This window comes from Rhodococcus opacus B4, from assembly GCF_000010805.1.
Taxonomy (GTDB): Bacteria; Actinomycetota; Actinomycetes; order Mycobacteriales; family Mycobacteriaceae; genus Rhodococcus_F; species Rhodococcus_F opacus_C.
Genome location: NC_012522.1, coordinates 3,440,601 through 3,462,869 on the forward strand (window position 1 = coordinate 3,440,601; position 22,269 = coordinate 3,462,869).

The following is a 22,269-nucleotide window of genomic DNA, read 5'->3' on the forward strand; positions in this document are numbered from 1 at the left end:
TCCCTACTCCACGAGTGAAGGAAGAATCGATGTCCACCGCGTTGCTCAATGGCCGCATCTACACCGTCGACCCGGCCATCCCCTGGTCGGAGGCCGTGCTGATCGACAACGGCACCTTCACGGTCGTCGGCACCGACGCCGAGGTCCGCGCCGCCGCACCGGACGGGACCGAGTTCGTCGACCTCGGCGGCCGGATGGCGATGCCCGGGCTGCACGATGCCCACACCCACCTGCTGTTCAGTGGGCTGAAGTTTCGCTACGAGGCACGCCTGCCATCGGGCGGCACCCAGGCCGAGATCGTGCACGACCTTCACCACTGCCGGTGCGCCGAACTGGTCGAGGACGGTATCGAACCCTGGATCGTCGGCGGAGAATTCCTCCCCGCCGCATTCACCGAAGGCGAATTGGACCGCGCCTTCCTCGACGACGCCTTCCCCGACCAGCCGGTGTTCCTCTACGACTACACCATTCATCACGCCCTGGTGAACTCGAAGGCACTCGAAATCGCCGGACTGTCCGACGATTCGATCGACCCGCCCGGCGGCCGGTTGATCCGGCGGCCCGGTACGAACGAGCTGACCGGAGAACTCGTCGAGACGGCACGCTGGCCCGTGATGCGCGCCATGCCCGACTACCGCGCCGAGGTCTACCGCGACGCCGTCGCCTGGGCCGCCTCGGTGTGCCACCGGTACGGCATCACCTCGGTCCAGGAGGCCTCCGCGTCCCCGCAGGCCTTGGCCGCCTACCGGGACCTCGACCGGGCCGGCGCCCTGAACCTGCATGTCGCCGCCCACCTGGTCTGGCGGGAGGAGGGCTTCGGGATGGCCACCACCGCCGAACTCGACCGCACCATCGCCGAGCGCGAGTCCCTCGCCAGCGAGCACCTCGACACCGGGCGCATCAAGATCTGGCTCGACGGATCGCCCTTGCCGCCGCACATGACCCAGGCCGACCTCGACACCCACGGCAACATCGACGCCACGAACATCCTCGTCGCCGAAGATCAGCTCATCGAGGTCCTGAGCCGGTTCGACGCTGCCGGACTGTCGGTGAAAATCCACTGCGCCGACGAAGGTTCCGTGCGCGCCGCACTCGACGCATTCGAGGCCGTCCGCCGATCCAACGGCCCGCACGGCCCGGCGCACGAAATTGCGCACTGCCCGTTCATCCACGACGACGACTACAAGCGGTTCGGCCAGCTCAACCTCGTGGCCGAGATGTCGCCCGCAATCTGGCATCTCGATCTCCCCGGGCACGGGGAGGCCTTCAAGTTCCGAAGGATCCTCGATGCGGGTGCCACGATGACGATCGGCTCCGACTGGATCATCACCCCGAACCCCAATCTGTTCCCGGCCCTTCAGGGCATGCTGCAACACGGGCACGAGTCCGTCGACCTGCCCACCGCCGTGCAGCTGCTGACCGTCGGCGGCGCGAGGGTCGTCGGCCGCGACCGGATGCAGGGCACGATCGCCACCGGAAAGGCCGCGGACCTGATCGTGCTCGACCGCAACATCTTCGAGATCCCCACCGAGCAGATCGGGGACACACAGGTGCTGCGCACCATCTTCGAAGGACGCACCGTTTTCGAATCCGACAACCCTGCCAGCACAACGGAGAAGGACCACCATGACCAATTCTGACATCGACATCGTCCACGCCCTGTACAACGCCTGGAACCGCAGAGACATCGACGAGTGGGTCGCATCCTTCGCCCCGGACGCAACCTGGACGAATCTGCCCACCGGGGAGATCCACGCCGGACACCTCGGCATGGCCGACAACTATCGACACTGGGACGGCCCGTTCCCCGACGGACGTTGCGAGAAGCTGACGTTCGGCGGCGGGAACGGCGTCGTCGTCGCCGAATTCATCGCCGTCGGCACGCACACCGGCCCCATGCCCTCCCCCGACGGCGCCATCGATCCCACCGGACTCACTCTGTCAGTTCCCTTCTGCGACCTCCACCGAGTCGAAAACGGCCGAATCATCTCGACCCGACGCTACTGGGACCAACTCACCGTCCTCACCCAGCTCGGGCTCCGCTGACGCCGGGAACCCATTCGATTCCCTTTCCCCACACCACATCCCGGGTCCTGGGGAACTACCCGACTTCCCTTTCACAAAGGAACAACTGATGCCCCAGGCCCTGGACGGTCGACGCGTCCCATTCGACAGCACCGACCCCAACTCCACCGGACGAGTGGCCCTCATCGTCCTCTTCTCATCCGTGGTCGGCACGCTCCTTCTCATGGCACCCGCCGTGGCACACTGCTCGCCGTGCGCTTCCTCACCTCCCTCGCGGGGGGATCACTGATGGTCCTGTGCATGTCCCTCGCCGCCCAGACCACGGACCGCAACCGCGTCTACGGACTGTGGGTGATGGGGCAACTCCCCTTCGGCGCGATCGGGCTGGCCGTCCTCCCGAACTTCTTCGGCACCTTCGGGATCGGCATCGTGTACTGGGTTCTCGCCGCACTCATGATCGCCGTGCTCCCCCTCGTCCGCTTCCTGCCGCAACGCAACACGATCGCCGAGCACAGCAGTGACGAACACACCGGACCCACACCGAACTACGTCCTCCGAGCCGCCCTGGGCCTGATCGCGGTGCTCGCCTTCTACGTCAGCCTCAGCGGAATCTGGACCTTCATCGGCGGTATCGCCGGCGCGTCGATGATCGACACCGAAACCTCGAGCGTGATCTTGTCGATCGCCACCGTCCTCGGCATCGCCGGCTCCGCCGTCGCCACCGTCCTGGGATCGCGACCGAACACCCGAATCACCGTCCTCGTCGGCTACCTGGCGATGACCCTGTCCGTCGCCCTGCTGACAGGACTACCCGGCCTCCTCCGATTCACCGTAGCCGCGCTGCTGTTCAAGTTCACCTGGACCTTCATCCTCCCCTACATCATGTCCACCCTCTCCGGGCTGGACCGGTCCGGGCGGCTGGTGAACCTCGCGAACATCGCCATCGGCGGCGGATTCGCACTCGGCCCATTCATCGGCGGACGCCTCATCGAAAACACCGGAGGCTACGGGACACTGATCGCAGTCAGCGTCGCCGGGCTGCTCCTGTCGCTGACACTTATTCTGGCGGCACAACCCCGCAGAACCACTGTCCACAACCCCGCGGCCACGGTCCCTCAGATGGCCGAGTAAGACACAGCCGAGGCACCGCCACCTGCGCGCCGCGGGCAGCGTAACGACACTCGCGACCACCCCGGGACGGCGACGCTCGATCGGCCACAGGGCGCGCCCAGCCCGTTCCGTCGCCGCCGTGGTCGTCCTCGGAGTTCATTTTCGCCGGCGCCGGGGTGCAGGTTCACGTTCGCTATCCGATCCGCCGAGCAGCTCACCGAGCGTCTCTCCCACCCCCTCGAGGATGCCCTTGGTCTTGGACTTCGTGCTGCCGCTGCCCTTGACGTCGGAGACGAGGTCGGTCAGACCCTTCGGTTCGCTGCCGATCGCGAGCCGGTTCGCCGCCTCCGCGAACCGAAGATAGGTGTCGACGCTGGCGACCACCACGCGGGCGTCGATGGTGAGCAGTTCGATACCGACCAGCGAGACCCGCACATAGGCGTCGATGACCAGACCTTTGTCCAGAATGGTGTCGATGACGTCGGCCAAGCTGCTCGAGCTCGGGCCACCTGCTGTAGTCATCGCGGTGCTCCTCGCTTCTCTACCGCCCGTCGCCGGAACTCCGCGTGGGCGGACTCCGTTCCAGCTAGCGGACTACCCGAAACGACGGAAATTCAATCCGCCAAAGAAACTGAAAGGGACTGGATGATTCGGTGCGGGCACGCGCCGAGAATCGATCCAACCTGTCGGCTCCTCCCGCGCCGTCCATCGGCGAGTGTGAGCGCGAAATCTCGCGGCAGGGTCACAGGCTTGGCAGGAAACCGGCGTAACCCGCCCCGTTTCGGGTACCCGCGAACTACGCTGCCCCGCGGCACAACACGGACCGCGGCAGCGAGTTCCGCTCCGGTTTTCGCCCCCTCGTGGCCCCGCATTCGGCCACCGATCGGATCGCGTGGGCCAGGTCCGCTCAACCGGCCTCGGTGGCGAGAATCTGTACGAGGTCGTCGAGGGCGGTGAGGGCGGCGGCGCTGTCCCGGTCGACCAGCCAGCGCAGCACCACCCCGTTCATGCATGCCAGCGCGAACCGGGCGACCTGATCGACCGGGGTGGTCCACTGACACCGGATCGGTTCGCGCACAGGGTGAGGAATGCGACGGTTTCGGCGTCCATGGTGCGGTACTGCCGCTCGGCGATCGCCCCGGCCGCCAGGTTGCCGGCGCTGCGTTGGCGCAATGCGTGGGCGGTGATCTCGTAGGTCAGCAATTGGCGATCGGGGGTCGATTCGATGATCGGCCACAGCCCGCGGATCCCCGCACGCAGCAAATCCGAGAGGGCCGCGAGCCCGGTCAGCCCACCCGGTGTACTGCCCGAACGCCGCCCGCATTACGTCGTTGACCTGCAAAATCTGGGTTTCGCCGAGGTGGGTCAGGAGCGTGTCCTTGTCGGTGAAGTGGTAGTGCACCACCCCGACGGAGACCCCGGCCGCGGCGGCCATCGGGCGCGTGGTCAGCGCCGCGACCCCATGTTCGGCCGCGATCGTCAACGCCGCCTCGATCAACTGGGCGCGGCGCTCGGCGGCGGGGAGGTTCTTGCCCATTTGCTGAGGGTAGACCTCCTATCCTGGTCGGCGGCGGTGATCACCGTGCGGAAGAATTCTGAGCAGTCGTCCAATTCCGATTTTGAGCAGTTGTCCTTGGCTTTCCATCCCTTTCGAAAGAAATTTGGTTCTCGGTTTCGTGAAACGCCGGGCGCACCTTCGTGCGATATGCAAGTAGGCGGGATCGGTGATTCCGTAAATAACAATAGGAAAGAGGAGTGAAGGGATAATGGGTTCTGCAGGAGGTGACTTCGCGGTCGCCTTCGAGGCGTTCCTGAATTGGCTGAGTGTCACGTTCGGCGGCGGTATCGGCATCGGCTGATCGACCGCACTCGATAAAATCCGCGCTAGCCCGACTCACCAGGTGGGAGCCGGGCCGCCGTGAACAGCGACTTCGACACTCGCAGTGAACCACCTTGGAGTTTCGAAACTTATGCCGTCTCGAACGAATTCGTGTCGACACGGCGCCATTCTCGCGCCAAGGCGACGTGCTCATCGAATTCTCGTACGCCCCGGCGGATAACCTGTGAGATCACGGTTGTCATCGACTGCTGCATCCCCGGAGCCCATTCACCTCGGGAATCACCGAGAGACCGGCACGTCCTTTCTCACTCGGACACAAGGCTTCGAGCAGCGCCGGCACTTTCCGAACCGGATAGCTACATCCCCGAGACCCCTCTACCCCTGCCCACCCAGGAGCGGGGAACCTACCGTGAACTTTGCCCCGAAGGGATCGGTGACATCCGCGGTCCGCCCGTATGCCATGTCCGTCGGGTCCTCCGCGGTGCCCCCGTTGGCCCGGGCTGCGGCAACGGCCGCGTCCGCATCGGCAACCTGGAAGAGCGTGCCCCAAGAGGATTCCGAGGCGGCCGGGTCACCCACGATGCCACCGATCTCGTGCCCGTCCGGTCTGCGCAGAAAGGTGAAGTCCACTCCGGGCAGGTCGTCGTTCCCGTCCAGCGTGAAGTCGAACACCGCCGTGTAGAAGTCCCGCGCAGGGCCGGGATTCGGTGTCACCAAGTCGTTGCGCAACAACGTGTTCGGCTCGTTTACCAGTTCGCAGCCAACGTGCGCCCGCCCCTGCCACAGGCCGAACTGCGCACCGGCCGGATCCCGCACCATCGCCATCCGCCCCTGGTCGGCGATATCCATCGGCTCCACCAGCAGAGTGCCACCCGCATCTGCGGAGCGAGCGAGAGTCGCATCGAGATCATCGGTCGCCAGGTAGACGTTCCACCAGAACTCGGTGGCGTTCTCGTCGGCATTTGGCATCAGCGCGGCGACCTTCTTGCCGCCGAGCAGACACATCGTGTACCGCCCGTACTCCTCGGGACCCACGTCGAACGCCCACCCGAAGACCGACCCGTAGAAGGTCATCGCCCGGTCGAGGTCGGGAATGCCCAGGTCGATCCAGGTGGGGGTGCCGAGTGGTTGATTCATCGTGACCGCGCTCATTGCTGCTCCTCAGCTGTCGGGTACCACTCGACGCTAGCTTGCGGCACCGACAGACGACATGGCACTTCTCACGCCGTTTCCGACCCGAGGACGACAGCGTGCGCTATTCGGCCAGCTGAACGCGCCGATGAGACGACCCGTCAGACCAGATACGCATGCCCCTTCCCGTTATCAGCGTCGACGGTGTACCCAGCTCAGGTTTCGATGCTGCGCCCATCCCAACGCTCTATCCGAACCACAGGGCCTCGGCGTTGCGAAACCCCACGCATTCCGCCGCACTCGCCGGAAGCGCGGAGAGGAAGGTTCGGATCTGCCGGCCCCGGGTGTCGACCGTGTCGGCCCGTGCCACGGCGTCGGTACCGACCACGAACCGCTCCGGTTGTCGCGCAACGAGTCTCACCCAGTCCTTGTCTGCGCTGCTCTCGTCGGCGATACGATCGAGCAGCACCCACGACAACTCGACTGTCAGATTGCGATGCCGTTCGATCATCCCGCGTACCAGATCCAGTTGTCCGGATGGGACGACCTGCCGGGACACTCCGGCGTGACACCAGACCACCGAGGTCGACGGATGACGCTCGAGGGCACGCTGGAGGCTTCCGGCGTATTCGTGCCGATCCGGCATTTTCACGGAACTCGAATCGTGGTGGAGCGAGATCGGCGCATCGTTTTGCGCGCAGAAGTCCAGAACGGGGTCCATCGCGACGTGATCCGGTGACGGCACCTCATCCCCATACGTCAGGTTCGTGAGATCGTCGTGCCGGAACATCACCTCGCCGACACCGGCCCACCGATCCGACCGGCTCCAGCGAACTCGAGGTGCTCGATCGCCAGCAGATCGGTCGGGTCGAACCCGCAGACGAGCGGCGCGACCTCGAGCACGCCGTTTGATTCGAGGTCCGGAAGGACATCGAGGACCGTCGCGTCGGTGAGCGAATGATAGTGACACGGTGCGTTGTCGTCGAGGTAGTAGTCCGGCCGCACAGGTTCGGCCGTCGACCATTTCTTCTTCACCGGCAGTGCATCCGCCCCGGCCGCTGCAGGAAGTCGACCAGATGGACATGAGTGTCAATCCACGGGTGAGAATCCATGCATCCGATGTACCAGCAATCGGCCCGGCTGTCCGCGTGTATCGCGTTTCATTCGCGCTTGCTCGCCCCCGTCCGCATACCCTTTGGCACCGGCCGCACCCGACGACGGAAACAAGTGATGCAGGGTATTCACCCGAGTCCCGCGGCCGCCGGCAGGATCCACGCCACCGTAGCGGTCACCGGACACAGAGCCGTCCCGTCTCGACGGTTAACACTGCACGTTTGCGGGCAATCGAACGGGCATGGCTACCTATCGAGTACTCGATCCCACCGGCACTGTCGTCGAGACCAAGGACATCGAGAGCGCGGAAGACGCACACGCCTGGTTCGTCGACGTCCGCGCCGACAACAGCGAACTCGGCTGGCGGATGGAAGTGCAACACACCGACGGCTGGTCGTTCTTCGACGACACCGAGGGTGCCCGTTAGCGCAGCCACACCCCGGTGTCGAGTGGATTCGCCAGAAACTTACTTCTCCGACGAACGACGGTGACCTCAAAACCGGGTCCACGTCCGGTCGGGTAGTCAGCCATCTCCGTAGCGCCCCGTCGGGAACGTTGTGGTCCCCGGGATGAAGAGGCGGCCCGTGCGTTCGCCCTTACGGACTGGCGCTCTCTCTGGTGGACCCGAACCGCTGCGCCGTTCGAGGGGGAGCCGTCTCGCTCTCGGCGCTAGGTTTTGTCCGTTCGGGGAACGTCGTCGGCCACGTCGACTGTATCGACAGCGGAGGTCGCACCGTCGCTGGCCCGCAGCGCTCGCCCCTGCTCGACGAACTCCTCGTACTTCTCGGTATTCTTGTCCGACACCCTGGTGTCCCGGGGCGGAAGTTGGATGGTGTTCTCCGCCGGCAGTCCCGCCTGCAGCTCTCGCCCTCGTTCGAGTTCCGCGTCCAGCTCGGCACCGAACAGCAACGCCAAGTTGGTGATCCACAACCAGAGCAGAAAAACAATGACCCCGGCGAGCGAGCCGTATGTTTTGTTGTAGCTGCCGAAGTTCGACACGTACAGCCCGAACAGGACCGAGACCAGGATCCACGTCACGATCCCGACGAGGGCACCGGCGCTCACCCAGCGGAACTTCGGCTGCTGCACGTTCGGTGTCACGTAATAGAGGATGGCAACCGCGACGATGACGACGCCGAGGATGAACGGCCACCGGGCGATGTTCCATACCGTCAGTGCGGTATCGCCGAAGCCGATCGCGTCGCCTACCGACCGCGCGACGGGTCCGCTGATCGCGAGCATCAGTGCGGCGAGCGCAACGAGGACGAGTCCGACGAGTGTGACGAGCAACTGCAGTGGCCGCAGCTTCCAGACCGGCCGGCCTTCCTCCACCTCGTAGATGCGGTTCATGGCGCGCCCGAACGCCCCGATGTACCCGGACGCCGACCACACCGCACCGAGAAGACCCAGGATCAGAGCCGCACCCGCCGACGGTGTCTGGACGAGCTGGGTGATCGGGTCACGCAGAGTATCGACCGCCGACGACGGACCGAGGTCGTCGACGATCTGCAGAACGGTGTCGGTGGTGCGCTGCCCCTGACCGAAGACACCGAGCAGCGACACCATTGCGAGCAGGGCCGGAAACAGCGACAGCACCGCGTAGTACGTCAATGCGGCAGCGAGATCGGTGCACTCGTCGCGGGTGAACTCGTGGGCGGTCTTTCGTATCACATACCACCACGAAGGCTTGGTGAGATCTCCCGGCGACTCCGGCTTACGGGGATCGTCCGGGTCGGGCTCGGTTCTGTGTTCGTTGACCATTATCGACGTCTACCCGCGATCACGCGCACGGAAAACGCGGTGTCCGCGGTCCGTTGGGGTCGGGCGCAAATGCTACCGCGCGGAGTCGACAAGTCCGAGCAACCACCGTTGGTGCGATGCGCACCGCAACAACGAGCCATCTTCGGCACGAATGCACGGCCGCCCGCACATTGAGGCGGATGGCTGAATCGACGTCGAACCGGGTACTCGGGAATGATGAAGACCGCAGCATCGACGGCCTCGCCGGGGCGGGGCCGTCACGGGATCGAGCCGTCACCTGATGCAGCGTGTCACCGCCGCTGGCCGCGGCGCGCCGCGCTGACACTGTTGGCGGCCGCGCTGCTCGCCTCCGTGTCCGGAATGACGGCACACGCCGCACCGACGCCCGACCGGATCGAGGAGGTACCCGGGCGGACGGCGCTGTCGTTCGCGCACACTCCGAGCGGAACCCGCGTCGGGACGGCGAATCAGGGGGAAGCTCGGCCGGGTTTGTCGATCGTGAAACTGTATGTCGCCGATTACATGATCCGGCACGGTGACGGCTCGCCCGAGGACCTCGCGCTGGGCGAGCGAATGATCCGCGACAGCGACGACAACGCCGCCTCACAGGCATACGCCAAATACCCGCAGTCGATCGACGCGATCGCCGCCGAGTACCGGCTCACCAGTACCCACGGTGCCGAATTCTGGGGCAATGCGGTCACCAGCACCGCGGACACCGTGACCTTCCTCGAAGCGAAAAAGACCACCGATCCGGACAGCCGCATTCTGGACTGGATGGCCACCGCGGCTCCCATCGCTGCCGATGGCACCCATCAGAACTGGGGAACCGGCAGGCTGCCTTCGGTCACCGGATCCAAGTGGGGGTGGTCCGACTACGGGCCCAGCATCGTCGCCTCCGCATCCTTCGGACCCGATTTCTCGGTATCGGCCAACACCTACGGCACCGCCGACCAGCACACCAGTGACGTTCTCGGCGCCTTCACACCGGACCCGGCATCACCGTCACCACAGCCGACGCAGGTTCCCATCCGGGATCTGATCGACCGCTACAACACCATGAACGATCCCCGCCTCGACCAGCTCGCCGGTACCATCCCGCCCGACTGGGCTCTACCTGCCGGTGTGGTACCTCCACCCTGAGCACGACAACCGATCGCCGGACCATGCGCTGCAACCGCCCGCCTGCACGAGATCCGCTGCCCTGACCGCTCTACTTCCGTGTCTTCGATGACCTCCGGTGCAACGGGACTCACCGCGGTCGTTGGCCGCGCTTGTTCGCAGTGGACTTCTTCGCGAACCCGCTCGTATCGGTCAACGGCGCACCCGATAGCGCAGGTGCAGCACCCGGTTGCCCTGAATCACCACGTCCGGACCCTCCAACAAGTGCTGCGCGTGGACCGACCCGAAGTAACGCTTACCGGACCCGAACACGACGGGTACGACATCCATGCGGACCTCGTCGATCAGACCCGCGGCAAGCACCTGGCCACCGACGTCGCCGGCGGCGACCTCGACCACCCGGTCCCCCGCAAGCTCCTGCGCTTTGGCCACGGCTGCCTCGACGCCGTTGACGAAGAGAAACGGCGCCTCGGGATCCCAGCCCTCGGGCTCCGGCCGGTGCGTCACGACGACCACGTGATCGATCCCGCCCGGAGGCTTCCCGTCCCAGCCGTCCGTCAGGTCGAACACGTGACGGCCCACGATCGTCACCCCGATCTGGTCCCAGTACGGCCGGGTGTAGTCGTAGGACGTCTGCGACACCTTTAACTCGCCGCTCTCGTCCAACGGGACGTCACCGCTGGACAACCATTCGAACAGCGGTCCGGGCTGGTCATTCTCGTCCGCGACGAAGCCGTCCACCGACACCGAGCTGTACATGACCACCTTGCCCACGGGGCTCTCCTCTACGTTGGGGTGCCCCCAAACTAGCGTGTCGTGCGCTGTCGCACGTGTGAGAAATCGATCAACCGGTCTCGCAGCTCAGCAATGACGGGTCGGCCTCGAACATGCTCTACCGTCACCGGCCGGTCACGCAGGTCGGATGAACATAGAGGTGACACACCGAGCTGCGGGATTTACAACCGCGATCGACCGCAGCGTGGACCTATTGCCCAATTTTCCGCACCACGACGCCGTCGACGACCAGGTTGTGTGCGCCGAGGACGGAGCAGGTGAATACCTCCCGAATACCCGCGCTGACGATGTCGACGACTCTGTCCCAGAACACGTCGCTCGTGGCGAGGACCCTGAGGCCGTCGTCGTCGAGCACCTCGGCGACCTTCGCGAGCCTGGACCGACTCACGGAATGCTTCCACAGGGTCGATCCACAGAATTTGGTGTTCATTGCTGCTGCGAATGCACGATAGGTGACGCCTTGCGAGGCAAGGATCTCACGAACTCTCACCCAGATCTCTTTCGGTATGGTATCGACGTTTGTGTTGGGAGCCAACGACAAAAGCTCACCCAGTACCCTTCGCGCAGCTTCGCCCCTGGCGCCGTGCACGCCCGCCACGGAGAGGAACTGTGTCTGGTTCTGGACGCCGTCAATCGTCAAGAACCAGCAATCGCGATAGTCCGCCTTACGGACCCGTTTGATCCGTCCGTGAACGCCGAGCCGAAGCAGTAGCATCGCGACATCGTCGACCAGGCGACGGCTCGTCGACGCATAATACACGCGGCCCTGATTTCCCTTCTCGTCCCACCGAACCGAGCCATCCGTCGCCCACAGATGTCTCAGGAACAACGCAACTTGATCATTTCCAAGCCCGAATATCACTTCGGGAACGAACTTCTCATAGCTACGCAACCCGAAGAGTCCGAGTTCATCAAGCCAGGCCGCAATGGGATTACGCTTGCCGTGCCCGAGCCTATAGGGCGCCGGCAATCGCAGCGTGATACAGCGCGCAGCTGGATACTCGTCACGAATCGCGGTGACACCGAAATGGGTGGCCGCCGAAGTCACAGCTGCGAGATTCTGTTCATCGATCGATGCATAGCGAATCGGCTGGCGCTTTACACATGATCCGTCCCCGATCATGTGCGCCAGCAGAATGATCTCAGCATCAGCGAGTTGCGACCCACGAGTCGGCTCGGGTATGTATCGCGGTATGGCCAGTCGTTGACCGATCTCCAGTTTTCTCACCGGAATCCAGCCGGTCACCGTTCTGAACTCCTGGTCGCGCGACAGTTCGATCTGACGACCTGACGCGAGATGCACTCGGAGGACATTGGCCACTCCGGCACGGACAACCTTGCCCAGAGGTCTGGCGACCATTCGCAGGTCCTCACTTAGTGACCACACACATTGCGGCTCAATCGAACACGCGATCTCCCTTAATTCAACGGGCCCACCAGCGTCGGCGCGCAAGACACGCGCAGATGAAGGTATGCCTGAAGCTAGACTCGAAGTACCCAATCCCTCCGATACGAGTTCCGATAGGTCACTTACAATCGATCCCAATTCCCCACCCATGACCACTCCCCCTGATTCGATTAACCCACTTGGGTGAGTGTATCGAAAATTAAGTGGTGCAACAGGTTTTGAGATTTTTTACGGTAGATGGTCGCGGACAGCACCCGCGCGCAACACTCCCAATCAGTTAATTACTAATGGCTGCATTACATTTCGCCAATCAATGACTCACGATAACGAAGGGTTCTGCACCGCCACGAAGGAAGGAATCTCCAAGTGCAGCACCAGCGACACCGCCGAGCCCCTTTCCGAGCTTGTGCACATACTGGAGGGTGCGGGAGTCGCCGATTACGGCATCCCAAGCCGGAGAAGGAAATAGCGCAACGTTAGGCGATGACAGCGCCGGACCAAGCAGCCACAAACCACAACGGCGGTGCCACCCCATGAGGAGTGACACCGCCGCGCGAGCACTAGCTTTCGCTGCTGCTACCTAACCTCTCGCCATGTCTACGAACTTGGACAGGTGAAGCTGGTGCGCCACAGTGATTGTCGCGGTAGGACCGTTACGGTGCTTACCGAGAATGAGGTCCGCCTCACCGCCGCGAGGGTCGTCGCGTTCGGTCGCGTCGGGGCGGTAAAGCAGGATCACCATGTCGGCATCCTGCTCGAGACTGCCGGATTCGCGCAGGTCAGCGACCTGCGGGCGCTTATCCTGCCGCTGTTCTGGACCACGGTTCAGCTGGCAGATCGCGACCACGGGAACTTCGAGTTCCTTCGCCAGAAGCTTGAGACTACGGGAGAACTCGGAGACTTCCTGCTGACGTGACTCGACCTTCTTACCGGAGCTCATCAGCTGCAGGTAGTCGATCACGATCAGCTTGATGTCATGTTTCTGCTTGAGCCGCCTGGCTTTTGCGCGAATCTCCATCATCGTGAGGTTGGGCGAGTCGTCGATGAACAGCGGCGCCTCACTGATCTCGCTCATACGGCGAGCGAGCTTCGTCCAGTCGTCGTCGGTCATCTTGCCGGAGCGCATGTCACCGAGTTTGATCTTCGCCTCCGCCGACAGCAGACGCATGACGATCTCGGTCTTGCTCATTTCCAGCGAGAACATGACGCTGGCCATGCCGTGCTTAACGGAGCACGAGCGCAGGAAATCCATTCCGAGCGTGGAGTTGTGGGTGGGCACCATCGACCGGCCCGCGAGGTACAAGTGGTCGGCGTTGTCGACCTCGACGCACCGCACGGGGACACTCGCGATCGGTCGGACGGCGACGATGCGGCGCGCGCCATCGACCTCGCCGCGAAGCTCCTTGTGCCGGATCGCTTTCCGATGAAGTTGAAACACCTCATCGTCGGCACTGAAGGTGACACCGCCGCCGACACGACGGCAGTCGTACCCCAGGCCGACCACGAGTTCGGCGACATCGTCGGGTAGCGGGAGGTTGCCGGTCTCGAACAGCACCGAGCCGTCGTCGGCGACCGATCCCGCTACATCGAGCAGCCCGGCGAGCAACTCGCGGCGCTCGGCTACCGAACCGCGCAACAGTTCCGCCGGAATGCGCGTGGCATCGGCCTGAACGGGGAGCGAGGCTCCCAGGGCGTAGGGATCGACGCGCACAGCGGACGTCGGCAGCTGCAGTGCGCGCGTGTGCGCAACCTGGTGGCCGCGGTCGACCGAACCGGCGATCTGAACCGTGGTGCGGACGGCGGCCCGGCCGTCGACGTCCGTCAGCCACTGATGCTGCTCGTCGGCGACGAGGACGGTGCCGTCGGAGAATTCCACCTCGTAGCAGGGCCGGCCGACCATGACGTCGGTGGCGGCGACGACGCGGGTGGGCCTGCCGTCGGCGTCGATGAGGTGGTCGCCGACCTGGACGTCGCCCATGGTGGTCCAGCCGGTGGGCGTAGCCAGGGGGGTGTCGAGGGCGAGCGCCTTACCCACACCGGGACGCGCCGCGACGATGATCATCTGGCCGGGGTGGAGGCCGTTGGTGATTTCGTCGAGTTCGACGAAGCCGGTGGGGACGCCGAGGGAGATGCCACCGCGGCTGGCGATGGAGTCGATCTCGTCCATCGTGGGCTGCAGGAGTTCCTCGAGGGGGACGAAGTCTTCGGTGGTGCGGCGTTCGGTGACCTCGAAGATCTCGGCCTGCGCGCGGTCGACGACCTCGGCGACGTCCTGGCCCTCGCCGCCGGTGTAGCCGTACTGGACGATGCGGGTGCCGGCGTCGACGAGGCGACGCAGGATGGCCTTTTCCGCCACGATCTCGGCGTAGTAGCCGGCGTTGGCGGCGGTGGGCACCGTCTGGGTGAGCGTCACCAGATAGGGCGCACCACCGATGCGGCGGAGTTCGCCGCGGCGATCCAGTTCCGCGGACACCGTCACCGGGTCGGCGGGCTCACCGCGGCTGTAGAGGTCCAGGATCACGTCGTACACCGACTGATGCGCGGGACGGTAGAAGTCGCCGGGACGGAGGACCTCGAGCACGTCTGCGATGGCGTCCTTGCTGAGAAGCATGCCGCCGAGCACCGACTGCTCCGCCGCCATGTCCTGAGGGGGCTGCCGACCGAACTCTTCACCGGGCTCCGCGTCGGGCGGGCCCGGGTATTCGGAATGGCCCCGATCGTCTACTACAGCCACTCGACCGACCTTCCCCATCACTGTTGCGCCGCCCCGGGAAAAGCTTCCCGATGTTGGTGCTACGAACTCTTTGTACTCGCCCCCACCGACAACCTTCCCAGCCACGTCGTGGCAGCCGGCGTCGTGATCGCGAGACACGCCGGGACGACGTTAGGGATTAGCTACCCGGTGTTCAAACCAGCCTGTGTACACAGCTGGGGACAAATTGTGTAAACCGCTGGGTACGTGTGTTAACCCCATGGGGATAACCTGAGGATAAGTGCATATCACAATCCCAAACACCCAGTTCAGAGGCGTTTTTTGGTTTCTCACCACTGTGGATGAAAACCCGTTCGGCGTGTCTTTCGCGTTGACGACTCGGGCGTGTTGAGTTGGTCGCCCCTGCGTGGCAATATGATTCACCTCACAGATCGTCGGCGGGGCGGCTAACTTCCAGACACAGCTGGAAGCGGTCCCACTGCGTGCCTTCAACACCCGAGAACCAGGCCTGAAAAGGCGGCTGTGAGCCGCGATCGACAAGCACAGGCCCCCCGCACGCCGAGGCGTCCGGGGGGCCTGTGTGTGAACTGTCGACTAGGCGCCGACGACGTTCAGGTGGAACTTCGCAACCACGTCGGGGTGCAGGTTCACGACGATGGCGTGCTTGCCGGTCGCCTTGATGTGAGCCTTCGGCAGCTCCAGGCTGCGCTTGTCGACGACGGGTCCACCGGCAGCCTTGATGGCAGCGGCGACGTCGGCGGCGGTAACCGAACCGAAGAGCTTGCCCGAGTCGCCGGCGGTCTTGACCGTCAGCGAGATGCTCTCGAGGCCCTCGATGGCGTCCTTGAGCTCCTTGGCGTGGTCGAGACCGCGCACGGCGCGGGCTTCCTGCGCACGACGGATGCCCTCGACCTGCTTCTCGGCGCCACGGGTGGCGACGATGGCCAGGCCGCGGGGCAGCAGGTAGTTGCGGCCGTAGCCGTCCTTGACCTCGACGGTGTCGCCAGGCGCACCGAGGTTGTCCACGTCAGCGGTGAGGATGAGCTTCATGTCTTTCCTCCCTTTCCTTAGCGAGCCACGGTGGCGTAAGGCAGCAACGCCACCTCACGTGAGTTCTTGACGGCAATGGCAACGTCGCGCTGGTGCTGGACGCAGTTGCCGGTGACACGGCGCGCGCGGATCTTGCCGCGGTCGCTGACGTACTTACGCAGCAGCGTCGTGTCCTTGTAGTTGATCTGCGTGTTCTTCTCTTTGCAGAAGATGCAGATCTTCTTCTTCATTACCTTGTCGCGCAAGGGCGGCTTCGGCATTTGTTTGCTCTTTTCTGGATGTTCCGATCAGGTACGGATCAGAACGGGGGTTCGTCGCTCCCACCACCAGAGCCTCCGAAGGAGCCGGACGCCTGCGGCGCGCTGCCCCACGGATCATCTCCGCCGGTATTGGATTGCGGACGTCCGCCGCCCGATCCGCCGGAGGAACCGAAGCCTCCACCGCCGCCGCCACCACGGTTGGCCTTGTTGACCTTGGCCGTGGCGTACCTCAGCGAGGGGCCGATCTCGTCGACCTCGAGCTCGACGACAGTGCGCTTTTCACCTTCACGAGTTTCGTAGGAGCGCTGCTTGAGCCGGCCGCTCACGATCACTCGCGAGCCACGGGTCAAACTCTCCGCGACGTTCTCGGCTGCCTCGCGCCAGATGTTGCAACGCAGAAACAGTGCTTCGCCGTCTTTCCATTCATTGGTCTGGCGGTCGAAGGTGCGGGGCGTGGACGCGACAGTGAAGTTCGCGACCGCGGCACCCGCGGGGGTGAATCGAAGCTCCGGATCAGCCGTCAAGTTTCCGATGACGGTGATGACGGTGTCGCCTGCCATATGGTTCCTCCTGCAGAATGTGGAGTTCGGTTGGGCACGAGCCTAGGGCTGGTGACCGACAGAAATCACTTGTTGTGGCGCAGAACCTTCGTACGCAGCACCGATTCGTTCAGACCGAGCTGACGATCGAGCTCCGCGACGGTGGCGGGCGTAGCGCTGATGTCGATCACCGCGTAGATGCCTTCGCTGTGCTTCAGGATCTCGTAGGCGAGACGACGCTTACCCCAGACATCGACCTTGTCGATCTTGCCGCCGTCCTGGCGAACAACATTGAGGAACGTATCCAGCGAAGGAGCAACAGTGCGCTCGTCCAGGCTGGGGTCAAGGATGACCATCAATTCGTAATGACGCATAAGACCTCATCACCTCCTATGGACTAGTGAAAACGGCCACGGACTGTCCGTGGCAGGAGGGTCGTTGCGTCAGCAACCTTTGCAGGGTACACGACGAGCCCCTGACCAGCGAAATCAGGCCGGCCGGTGTGATCGGGGGTGCGGGTGGGTACGCGTCCACGATGGCAGCCGACAAGAAGTTGAGCCAGGGCGACAAGGTGGAGTGGAAGACGCACGGCACCACGACGTCCGGCGAGGTCGAGGAAAAGATCACCGAGGACACCGAGGCGGCGGGCCGCACCGTGCGGGCCTCCGAGGACGACCCGCAGTACCGCGTCGTCAGCGACAAGAGCGGAAGGGATGCCGTCCACAAACCCGATGCTCTGCGCCGGAAGAACGACTGACCGCCGCACGCTGCAGCGTTTCCGCTTCGCACGCGGGCCCTCGCACACCCTAATGTGGATTCATGCACATCGGAGCTCGGCAGCGGTCGCCGATCACGGCGGTCGTCGTCGGGTTGGCGGGCCTCGCCATGCTCGTCGGCTACCTGCAGAAGGCGCGGTGCGCCGGGGCGCCGTTCGACGGCGTCGGGCGCAGCCTGATCTTCGACCGCATCAAGGACACGCAGGTCTGCTATTCCGACATCCAGTTCCTGTGGCTCGGCCGCGACGTCAACCTGCACGTCTTCCCGTACGTCACCGGCGGGATCAACGCAGACGGCGTCCTCACCGGCGGCACCGTGGAGTACCCGGTGCTGAGTGGCGTGCTGATGTGGCTCGGCGGCATCGGTTCGCACACCGACGCCGACTTCCTGCTGCACTCGGCGCTGATCCTCGCGCCGTTCGGCCTGCTCACGGCGTGGATGCTGGGGCGGCTCGCCGGCTGGTGGGCGCTGCTGTGGTCGGCGACGCCGCCGCTGGTGCTGTACGCCTTCCACAACTGGGAACTGCCGGTGGTCGCGACGTCGGTGGCCGCGATCTTCGTCATGACACTCGAACGCATACCGCTGCGCACCCGCGCGGTGCTCGCGGCGGTGCTCCTCGCCGTCGGGTTCTGCCTGAAGCTGTATCCGGGTGCGTTCGTGCTGCCGCTGATCGCATACGTCCTCACGCGGAACGGCACCGCGGAACGACGCTACGACGTGCGCGGCGCCGTCCTGGTCGCGGTCGCCGCGATCACCACCGTCGTGGCGGTGAACCTGCCGTTCGCCCTCATCTCCTACAGCGGATGGCGGGCCTCGTTCACCTTCCAGGAGAACCGTCAGGCCGACCTCACCACCAACTCCATCTGGTATTGGGGCCTGCGTCCGCTGTTCGGTCCGGTCGCCGACGACGTCCCGCTGCCCGCGTACGACCAGACCGTGAGCCTGCTGTCGCCGCTGCTCGTGTGCGTCGCGTTCGCGATCGCCCTGCGGCTCGGCTGGCTGCGGTTCCACCGCGACGGCGTGTACCCGTGGATCGCCGTCAGCGCTGCCATGCTGTGCGGTTTCCTGCTGCTGCACAAGGTTCACTCGCCGCAGTACACGCTGTGGCTCATCCCGTTCTTCGTGCTGCTGCGCGTCCCGTGGGGGCTCGTCGCCGCGTACCTCGTGGCGGACCTGTCGATGGGGATCGGCGTCTTCAAATACTTCGGCGCCCTCGCCGCCCAGGCGGACGCGTCGACGTTCGAGGTGCTGGTGAAGTTCGGGGTGTGGGGTCGTGCGGGGCTGCTGGTGGTGCTGTTCTTCGTGTTCCTGCGCGCCGCCCTGCGGCAACCGCCCGTCCGCGGGCGTACCGGCCCCGAGTCCGGCAGGCAGCCGATGCTGAAATCTCCCGAGCCGGTGCGATGAGCGAATCCTGGTTCGCGCATCTCACTCTCGCCGGACGGCACGTACGCCTCGAGCCGCTGGGCGAGAAGCACGTCGACGGCCTGCTCGACGCCGTCGACGACCCCCGCATCTTCCACTGGACGTCCGTCGCCATCGCCGACCGCGACGACGCCGCGGCGTTCGTCCGCAGCGCCGACGAGGATCCGACCCGGTTGGCGTACGCGCAGATCGACGTCGCCGCCGAGCGGATCGTCGGTTCGACGTCGCTGTATCTGATCGACCCGAAGAATCGCAGTCTCGCGATCGGGCACACCTGGTTGTCGCGTTCCGCGCAGGGCACGCTCATCAATCCGGAGTCGAAACTGCTGTTGCTGCGGCGGGCGTTCGAGGACCTCGGCGCCGTCCGCGTCGAATGGCACACCGACGAACGCAACGCCCATTCCCGCGGCGCCATCGCCAAGCTGGGGGCCGAGTTCGAGGGCATCCTGCGCAAGCACCGGCGTCGCCGCGACGGATCGTGGCGCAACACCGCACTGTTCTCGATGATCGACGAGGAGTGGCCACGGGTCTGCCCCCGACTCGAGGCGCGAGTCGAGGGCTGACGCGGCCGGGTCACGTCACCGGACGGGGGCGGTGGCCGTCACCCGCTTCACGAACTCGACGACGGCCGAGCGCATTTCGCTGCTGCGCGGAACCGCCCCGGACATCCAGAACGCGCCGTGGAGGAGTCCGTCGAAGCGGATCGTGTCCGTGTCGACCCCCGCCTGCCGCAGCGACCCGGCGTACGCCTCCGCCTCGTCGCGGGCCACCTCGTTCTCGGTGGTGAGCACGAGCGCGGGCGGCAGTCCCTCGAGACTCGCGGCGCGACTCGGGACGGCGTACGGATGGGTCGCGTCCTCTGGCGAGGACAGGTAGTTGCCCCAGAACCAGTCGAGGTCGCCCGCGCCGATCAGGTACCCCTCGGCGAACTCCTGCCGGGAGGGGAACTCCGCGTGCGGATCGATCACCGGATAGATCAGTACCTGTCCCCGCAACCCGGGCCCGCCCTCGTCCCGGGCCCGCAGCGCGGTGACCGCGGCCAGGTTGCCGCCGGCGCTGTCACCCATGACGACGACGTTGCCGGGGTCACCGCCATAGTTCCCGACATTGCCTGCCACCCACTGCAGGGCGGCCGACGCGTCGTCGGCGGCGGCCGGAAACCGGTGTTCCGGTGCGCGGCGGTAGGTCGCGGCGACGACGATCGCGCCGGTGCCGTTCGCGACCGCGCGGGCCGGTTCGTCGACGACGTCGAGGTCGCCTGCGACGAATCCGCCGCCGTGGAAGTACAGGACCACCGGGTGCGGCGCGGGACCTTCGGGCACGTAGACCCGCAGCGGGATCTGCGTTCCGCCGCTGTCGTGGGACGCGTCCTCCACCCGGGCGACGGGTTCGGGCGGCGCCTGCAGCCCGGTGAACGTCGCCACCACCGCACGGGCCTCGTCGACGGTCATCTGCTCGAAAGCCTTCAGCCCCTGTGCCTGTAGTCCGGCGATCAGTTCGGCTGCGCGTGAATCGAGTGCCATGTCGGTCTCCTCTGTCGGGTTCGGGGTCAGGACACGGGGGAGGCGACGCGAGCCTCCGCCGGGGTGAGCGCGAAACCGGAGTAGCCGCCTGCGACGACCTCCTCGCAGGTGGCCCGGTAGGTGGGGGCTCCGCCGAGATAGACCATGCAGGCGCGGGGCTTGCCGGGGATGTTGGCGCCCATGTACCAGGAGTTCGTCTCCGGCAGCAGGGTCTGGCTCGCGATCTCGTTGGTCAGTGCGCCCCAGTCGCTTTCGGCCTGCGCGGTGGGCTCGATGACGCCGAGGTCGTTGCGGTTCAGGTGGTCGATCGCGTCGGTGGCGAAGTCGACGTGGTCCTCGATGGCGAGGGGCATGTTGTAGAGCACCGACGGCGACTGCGGCCCGGTGACGAGGAACAGGTTCGGGAACTCGTTGACCATGATGCCGAGGTAGGTCTTGGGTCCGTGCTCCCACTTCTCGGCCAGCGGCAGACCGCCCCAGCCGCGGATGTCCATGGCCATCAGTGGACCGGTCATCGCGTCGAATCCGGTTGCGAGAACGATGGTGTCGACCTCGTAGACGCGGTCGCCGACCCGGACTCCGCTCGCGGTGATCTCGTCGATCGGCGTCGACTTCACGTCGACGACGCTCACAGAGTCGCGGTTGAACGCCTCATAGTAGTTGGTTTCGAGCGGGGGACGCTTGGTGCCGTACGCGTAGCCCGTCGGGGCCAGCGTCGCCGCCTTCGCCGGGTCCTGGACGCGCTCGTGGATGCGCTCCCGGATGTAGTCGGCGATCGTGTCGTTGGCCGCCTTGTCGAACAGGATGTCCTGGTAGGAGTCGATGAACAGCCGGAACCCGCCGGCGTTCCAGCGTTCGTCGAACGTGCGGCGACGCTCCTCGGCGTCGACGGCGAGCGCGGACGGCTGCACCTGAGTGAACGGGACACCGAGGAAGTGGTTGCGCGCCGCGTCCCGGACCTCGCCGTAGTTGCTCTTGATCTCGGCGACCTCGTGCGGGTCGATCGGACCATTGCCGAGGGGAGTCGCGAAGTTGGGGGTGCGCTGGAACACCACCAGTTCGGCGGCGTCCTCGGCGATGAACGGGATCGCCTGGATTCCGCTGGCCCCGGTGCCGATCACGGCCACCCGCTTGCCGGTGAAGTCGGCACCCTCGCGCGGCCAGTTGCCGGTGAGCAGCACCTCGCCGCGGAAGTTGTCGATGCCGCCGAACTCCGGCGTCTTGGGGACGGACAGGTTGCCCGCCCCGGAGATGAAGAAGCGACTCCGCACGACGGCGCCGTCGTCGGTGCGCACCGTCCACACCGAGTCCTCGTCGTCCCAGTGCACGCCGATCACCCGGGTGCCGAACGTGATGTCCTTGCGCAGGTCGAAGCGGTCGGCGACGTGCTCGAGGTAGCGCAGGATCTCCGGTTGCCCGGCGAACTTCTCACTCCACTGCCATTCCTGCTGCAGATCCTCGTCGAACGAGTACGAGTAGTGGACGCTCTCGATGTCGCAGCGGGCTCCCGGGTACCGATTCCAGAACCAGGTGCCGCCCACGTCCGAGCCGGCCTCGAACACCCGCGTCGACAGCTTCATCGTGTCGCGCAACTTGCGCAGCGCGTATAGGCCGGCGAACCCGGCGCCCACGACGACGACATCGACGTCGGCGGAAGAAATGGTCTTTGACATGGTGCTG

The 22,269-nt window shown here is 65.2% G+C and carries 22 protein-coding genes and 1 pseudogene; 8 read left to right on the plus strand and 15 right to left on the minus strand.

Going from position 1 to position 22,269, the window contains the following annotated elements:
- Nucleotides 1–29: 29 nt before the first annotated feature.
- The 3 genes from ROP_RS15830 (at nucleotide 30) to ROP_RS15840 (ending at nucleotide 3,156) form a co-directional block, all read left to right on the plus strand.
- A complete protein-coding gene (locus ROP_RS15830; RefSeq protein WP_063721449.1) occupies nucleotides 30–1,640 on the plus strand; it encodes an amidohydrolase in 1,611 nt (536 codons plus the stop codon).
- Entirely contained in the window at nucleotides 1,627–2,046 is a 420-nt protein-coding gene (locus ROP_RS15835; protein WP_012690409.1) for an ester cyclase, read from the plus strand. Before ROP_RS15830 ends, ROP_RS15835 begins: the two co-directional genes overlap by 14 nt.
- Before the next feature lie 231 nt (nucleotides 2,047–2,277).
- Nucleotides 2,278–3,156 carry a hypothetical protein gene (locus ROP_RS15840; protein ID WP_012690410.1) on the plus strand — a complete coding sequence of 293 codons (879 nt, stop codon included), beginning with the start codon at nucleotides 2,278–2,280 and terminating at the stop codon, nucleotides 3,154–3,156.
- Nucleotides 3,157–3,291: 135 nt separating this feature from the next.
- Here the strand turns inward: ROP_RS15840 and gvpJ are convergent, their stop codons facing one another.
- The 5 genes and pseudogenes from gvpJ to ROP_RS44155 form a co-directional block, all read right to left on the minus strand.
- Nucleotides 3,292–3,657 (minus strand): gas vesicle protein GvpJ, encoded by a 366-nt coding sequence (gvpJ, locus tag ROP_RS15845; RefSeq protein ID WP_012690411.1) that lies wholly within the window; start codon nucleotides 3,655–3,657, stop codon nucleotides 3,292–3,294.
- Between the two features lie 385 nt (nucleotides 3,658–4,042).
- Nucleotides 4,043–4,672: pseudogene (locus tag ROP_RS15850) on the minus strand (TetR/AcrR family transcriptional regulator).
- A 678-nt stretch (nucleotides 4,673–5,350) separates the two neighbouring features.
- The gene (locus ROP_RS15855; RefSeq protein ID WP_043824831.1) at nucleotides 5,351–6,127 is read right to left on the minus strand and encodes a VOC family protein; all 777 of its coding nucleotides are present in this window, start codon (nucleotides 6,125–6,127) and stop codon (nucleotides 5,351–5,353) included.
- Nucleotides 6,128–6,353: 226 nt separating this feature from the next.
- Entirely contained in the window at nucleotides 6,354–6,896 is a 543-nt protein-coding gene (locus ROP_RS44150) for an amidohydrolase family protein (protein WP_331457978.1), read from the minus strand.
- A complete protein-coding gene (locus ROP_RS44155; protein WP_012690415.1) occupies nucleotides 6,896–7,141 on the minus strand; it encodes a hypothetical protein in 246 nt (81 codons plus the stop codon). The genes ROP_RS44150 and ROP_RS44155 overlap by 1 nt, the downstream gene beginning before the upstream one ends.
- Nucleotides 7,142–7,460: 319 nt before the next feature.
- Here ROP_RS44155 and ROP_RS15865 point away from each other — a divergent pair, with 319 nt between their 5' ends.
- A complete protein-coding gene (locus tag ROP_RS15865; protein WP_012690416.1) occupies nucleotides 7,461–7,646 on the plus strand; it encodes a hypothetical protein in 186 nt (61 codons plus the stop codon).
- Nucleotides 7,647–7,888: 242 nt separating this feature from the next.
- Here ROP_RS15865 and ROP_RS15870 read toward each other — a convergent pair whose 3' ends face one another.
- On the minus strand, nucleotides 7,889–8,980 hold the full coding sequence (locus tag ROP_RS15870; RefSeq protein ID WP_012690417.1) for a YihY/virulence factor BrkB family protein: 1,092 nt from the start codon (nucleotides 8,978–8,980) through the stop codon (nucleotides 7,889–7,891).
- A gap of 213 nt (nucleotides 8,981–9,193) precedes the next feature.
- Between ROP_RS15870 and ROP_RS15875 the strand changes: the two genes are divergently transcribed.
- Nucleotides 9,194–10,123 (plus strand): hypothetical protein, encoded by a 930-nt coding sequence (locus ROP_RS15875; RefSeq protein ID WP_012690418.1) that lies wholly within the window; start codon nucleotides 9,194–9,196, stop codon nucleotides 10,121–10,123.
- 171 nt (nucleotides 10,124–10,294) lie between these two features.
- On the opposite strand, the gene ROP_RS15880 is transcribed toward ROP_RS15875, so the two are convergent.
- From ROP_RS15880 to rpsF, 7 genes are all read right to left on the minus strand, one after another.
- Nucleotides 10,295–10,876 carry a dihydrofolate reductase family protein gene (locus tag ROP_RS15880; RefSeq protein WP_012690419.1) on the minus strand — a complete coding sequence of 194 codons (582 nt, stop codon included), beginning with the start codon at nucleotides 10,874–10,876 and terminating at the stop codon, nucleotides 10,295–10,297.
- A gap of 211 nt (nucleotides 10,877–11,087) precedes the next feature.
- The gene (locus ROP_RS15885) at nucleotides 11,088–12,257 is read right to left on the minus strand and encodes an LAGLIDADG family homing endonuclease (RefSeq protein ID WP_231868930.1); all 1,170 of its coding nucleotides are present in this window, start codon (nucleotides 12,255–12,257) and stop codon (nucleotides 11,088–11,090) included.
- 628 nt (nucleotides 12,258–12,885) lie between these two features.
- Nucleotides 12,886–15,039: a replicative DNA helicase gene (gene dnaB, locus ROP_RS15890; RefSeq protein ID WP_012690421.1), complete on the minus strand. Its 2,154-nt coding sequence runs from the start codon at nucleotides 15,037–15,039 to the stop codon at nucleotides 12,886–12,888.
- A gap of 573 nt (nucleotides 15,040–15,612) precedes the next feature.
- On the minus strand, nucleotides 15,613–16,068 hold the full coding sequence (rplI, locus tag ROP_RS15895) for a 50S ribosomal protein L9 (RefSeq protein WP_012690422.1): 456 nt from the start codon (nucleotides 16,066–16,068) through the stop codon (nucleotides 15,613–15,615).
- 17 nt (nucleotides 16,069–16,085) lie between these two features.
- A complete protein-coding gene (gene rpsR, locus ROP_RS15900; protein ID WP_005249686.1) occupies nucleotides 16,086–16,328 on the minus strand; it encodes a 30S ribosomal protein S18 in 243 nt (80 codons plus the stop codon).
- A 38-nt stretch (nucleotides 16,329–16,366) separates the two neighbouring features.
- Entirely contained in the window at nucleotides 16,367–16,888 is a 522-nt protein-coding gene (locus tag ROP_RS15905) for a single-stranded DNA-binding protein (RefSeq protein WP_012690423.1), read from the minus strand.
- A 65-nt stretch (nucleotides 16,889–16,953) separates the two neighbouring features.
- The gene (gene rpsF, locus ROP_RS15910; protein WP_005249677.1) at nucleotides 16,954–17,241 is read right to left on the minus strand and encodes a 30S ribosomal protein S6; all 288 of its coding nucleotides are present in this window, start codon (nucleotides 17,239–17,241) and stop codon (nucleotides 16,954–16,956) included.
- Nucleotides 17,242–17,402: 161 nt separating this feature from the next.
- On the opposite strand from rpsF, the gene ROP_RS15915 reads away from it, so the two are divergent.
- The 3 genes from ROP_RS15915 to ROP_RS15925 all read left to right on the plus strand — a co-directional run bounded on the left by ROP_RS15915 (nucleotide 17,403) and on the right by ROP_RS15925 (nucleotide 19,629).
- On the plus strand, nucleotides 17,403–17,624 hold the full coding sequence (locus ROP_RS15915; RefSeq protein WP_012690424.1) for a DUF2945 domain-containing protein: 222 nt from the start codon (nucleotides 17,403–17,405) through the stop codon (nucleotides 17,622–17,624).
- Between the two features lie 62 nt (nucleotides 17,625–17,686).
- A complete protein-coding gene (locus ROP_RS15920; protein ID WP_012690425.1) occupies nucleotides 17,687–19,048 on the plus strand; it encodes a glycosyltransferase family 87 protein in 1,362 nt (453 codons plus the stop codon).
- Nucleotides 19,045–19,629: a GNAT family N-acetyltransferase gene (locus ROP_RS15925; protein ID WP_012690426.1), complete on the plus strand. Its 585-nt coding sequence runs from the start codon at nucleotides 19,045–19,047 to the stop codon at nucleotides 19,627–19,629. Before ROP_RS15920 ends, ROP_RS15925 begins: the two co-directional genes overlap by 4 nt.
- Nucleotides 19,630–19,644: 15 nt before the next feature.
- On the opposite strand, the gene ROP_RS15930 is transcribed toward ROP_RS15925, so the two are convergent.
- The gene (locus tag ROP_RS15930; protein WP_012690427.1) at nucleotides 19,645–20,589 is read right to left on the minus strand and encodes an alpha/beta hydrolase; all 945 of its coding nucleotides are present in this window, start codon (nucleotides 20,587–20,589) and stop codon (nucleotides 19,645–19,647) included.
- Between the two features lie 26 nt (nucleotides 20,590–20,615).
- A complete protein-coding gene (locus tag ROP_RS15935) occupies nucleotides 20,616–22,262 on the minus strand; it encodes a flavin-containing monooxygenase (protein ID WP_012690428.1) in 1,647 nt (548 codons plus the stop codon).
- Between the last annotated feature and the right edge of the window lie 7 nt (nucleotides 22,263–22,269).

Bases quoted from the DNA above. Each gene is read 5' to 3' on its own strand.
- ROP_RS44150 (WP_331457978.1), bottom strand. From the start codon at position 6,896: ATGTTCCGGCACGACGATCTCACGAACCTGACGTATGGGGATGAGGTG.
- ROP_RS15855 (WP_043824831.1), bottom strand. From the start codon at position 6,127: ATGAGCGCGGTCACGATGAATCAACCACTCGGCACCCCCACCTGGATC.
- ROP_RS15920 (WP_012690425.1), top strand. From the start codon at position 17,687: ATGCACATCGGAGCTCGGCAGCGGTCGCCGATCACGGCGGTCGTCGTC.
- rpsR (WP_005249686.1), bottom strand. From the start codon at position 16,328: ATGCCGAAGCCGCCCTTGCGCGACAAGGTAATGAAGAAGAAGATCTGC.
- ROP_RS15835 (WP_012690409.1), top strand. From the start codon at position 1,627: ATGACCAATTCTGACATCGACATCGTCCACGCCCTGTACAACGCCTGG.
- ROP_RS15925 (WP_012690426.1), top strand. From the start codon at position 19,045: ATGAGCGAATCCTGGTTCGCGCATCTCACTCTCGCCGGACGGCACGTA.
- rplI (WP_012690422.1), bottom strand. From the start codon at position 16,068: ATGAAGCTCATCCTCACCGCTGACGTGGACAACCTCGGTGCGCCTGGC.
- gvpJ (WP_012690411.1), bottom strand. From the start codon at position 3,657: ATGACTACAGCAGGTGGCCCGAGCTCGAGCAGCTTGGCCGACGTCATC.
- ROP_RS15870 (WP_012690417.1), bottom strand. From the start codon at position 8,980: ATGGTCAACGAACACAGAACCGAGCCCGACCCGGACGATCCCCGTAAG.
- ROP_RS15905 (WP_012690423.1), bottom strand. From the start codon at position 16,888: ATGGCAGGCGACACCGTCATCACCGTCATCGGAAACTTGACGGCTGAT.
- ROP_RS15865 (WP_012690416.1), top strand. From the start codon at position 7,461: ATGGCTACCTATCGAGTACTCGATCCCACCGGCACTGTCGTCGAGACC.
- ROP_RS15915 (WP_012690424.1), top strand. From the start codon at position 17,403: ATGGCAGCCGACAAGAAGTTGAGCCAGGGCGACAAGGTGGAGTGGAAG.
- rpsF (WP_005249677.1), bottom strand. From the start codon at position 17,241: ATGCGTCATTACGAATTGATGGTCATCCTTGACCCCAGCCTGGACGAG.
- ROP_RS15875 (WP_012690418.1), top strand. From the start codon at position 9,194: ATGATGAAGACCGCAGCATCGACGGCCTCGCCGGGGCGGGGCCGTCAC.
- ROP_RS15935 (WP_012690428.1), bottom strand. From the start codon at position 22,262: ATGTCAAAGACCATTTCTTCCGCCGACGTCGATGTCGTCGTCGTGGGC.
- ROP_RS15830 (WP_063721449.1), top strand. From the start codon at position 30: ATGTCCACCGCGTTGCTCAATGGCCGCATCTACACCGTCGACCCGGCC.
- ROP_RS15930 (WP_012690427.1), bottom strand. From the start codon at position 20,589: ATGGCACTCGATTCACGCGCAGCCGAACTGATCGCCGGACTACAGGCA.
- ROP_RS15885 (WP_231868930.1), bottom strand. From the start codon at position 12,257: ATGGTCGCCAGACCTCTGGGCAAGGTTGTCCGTGCCGGAGTGGCCAAT.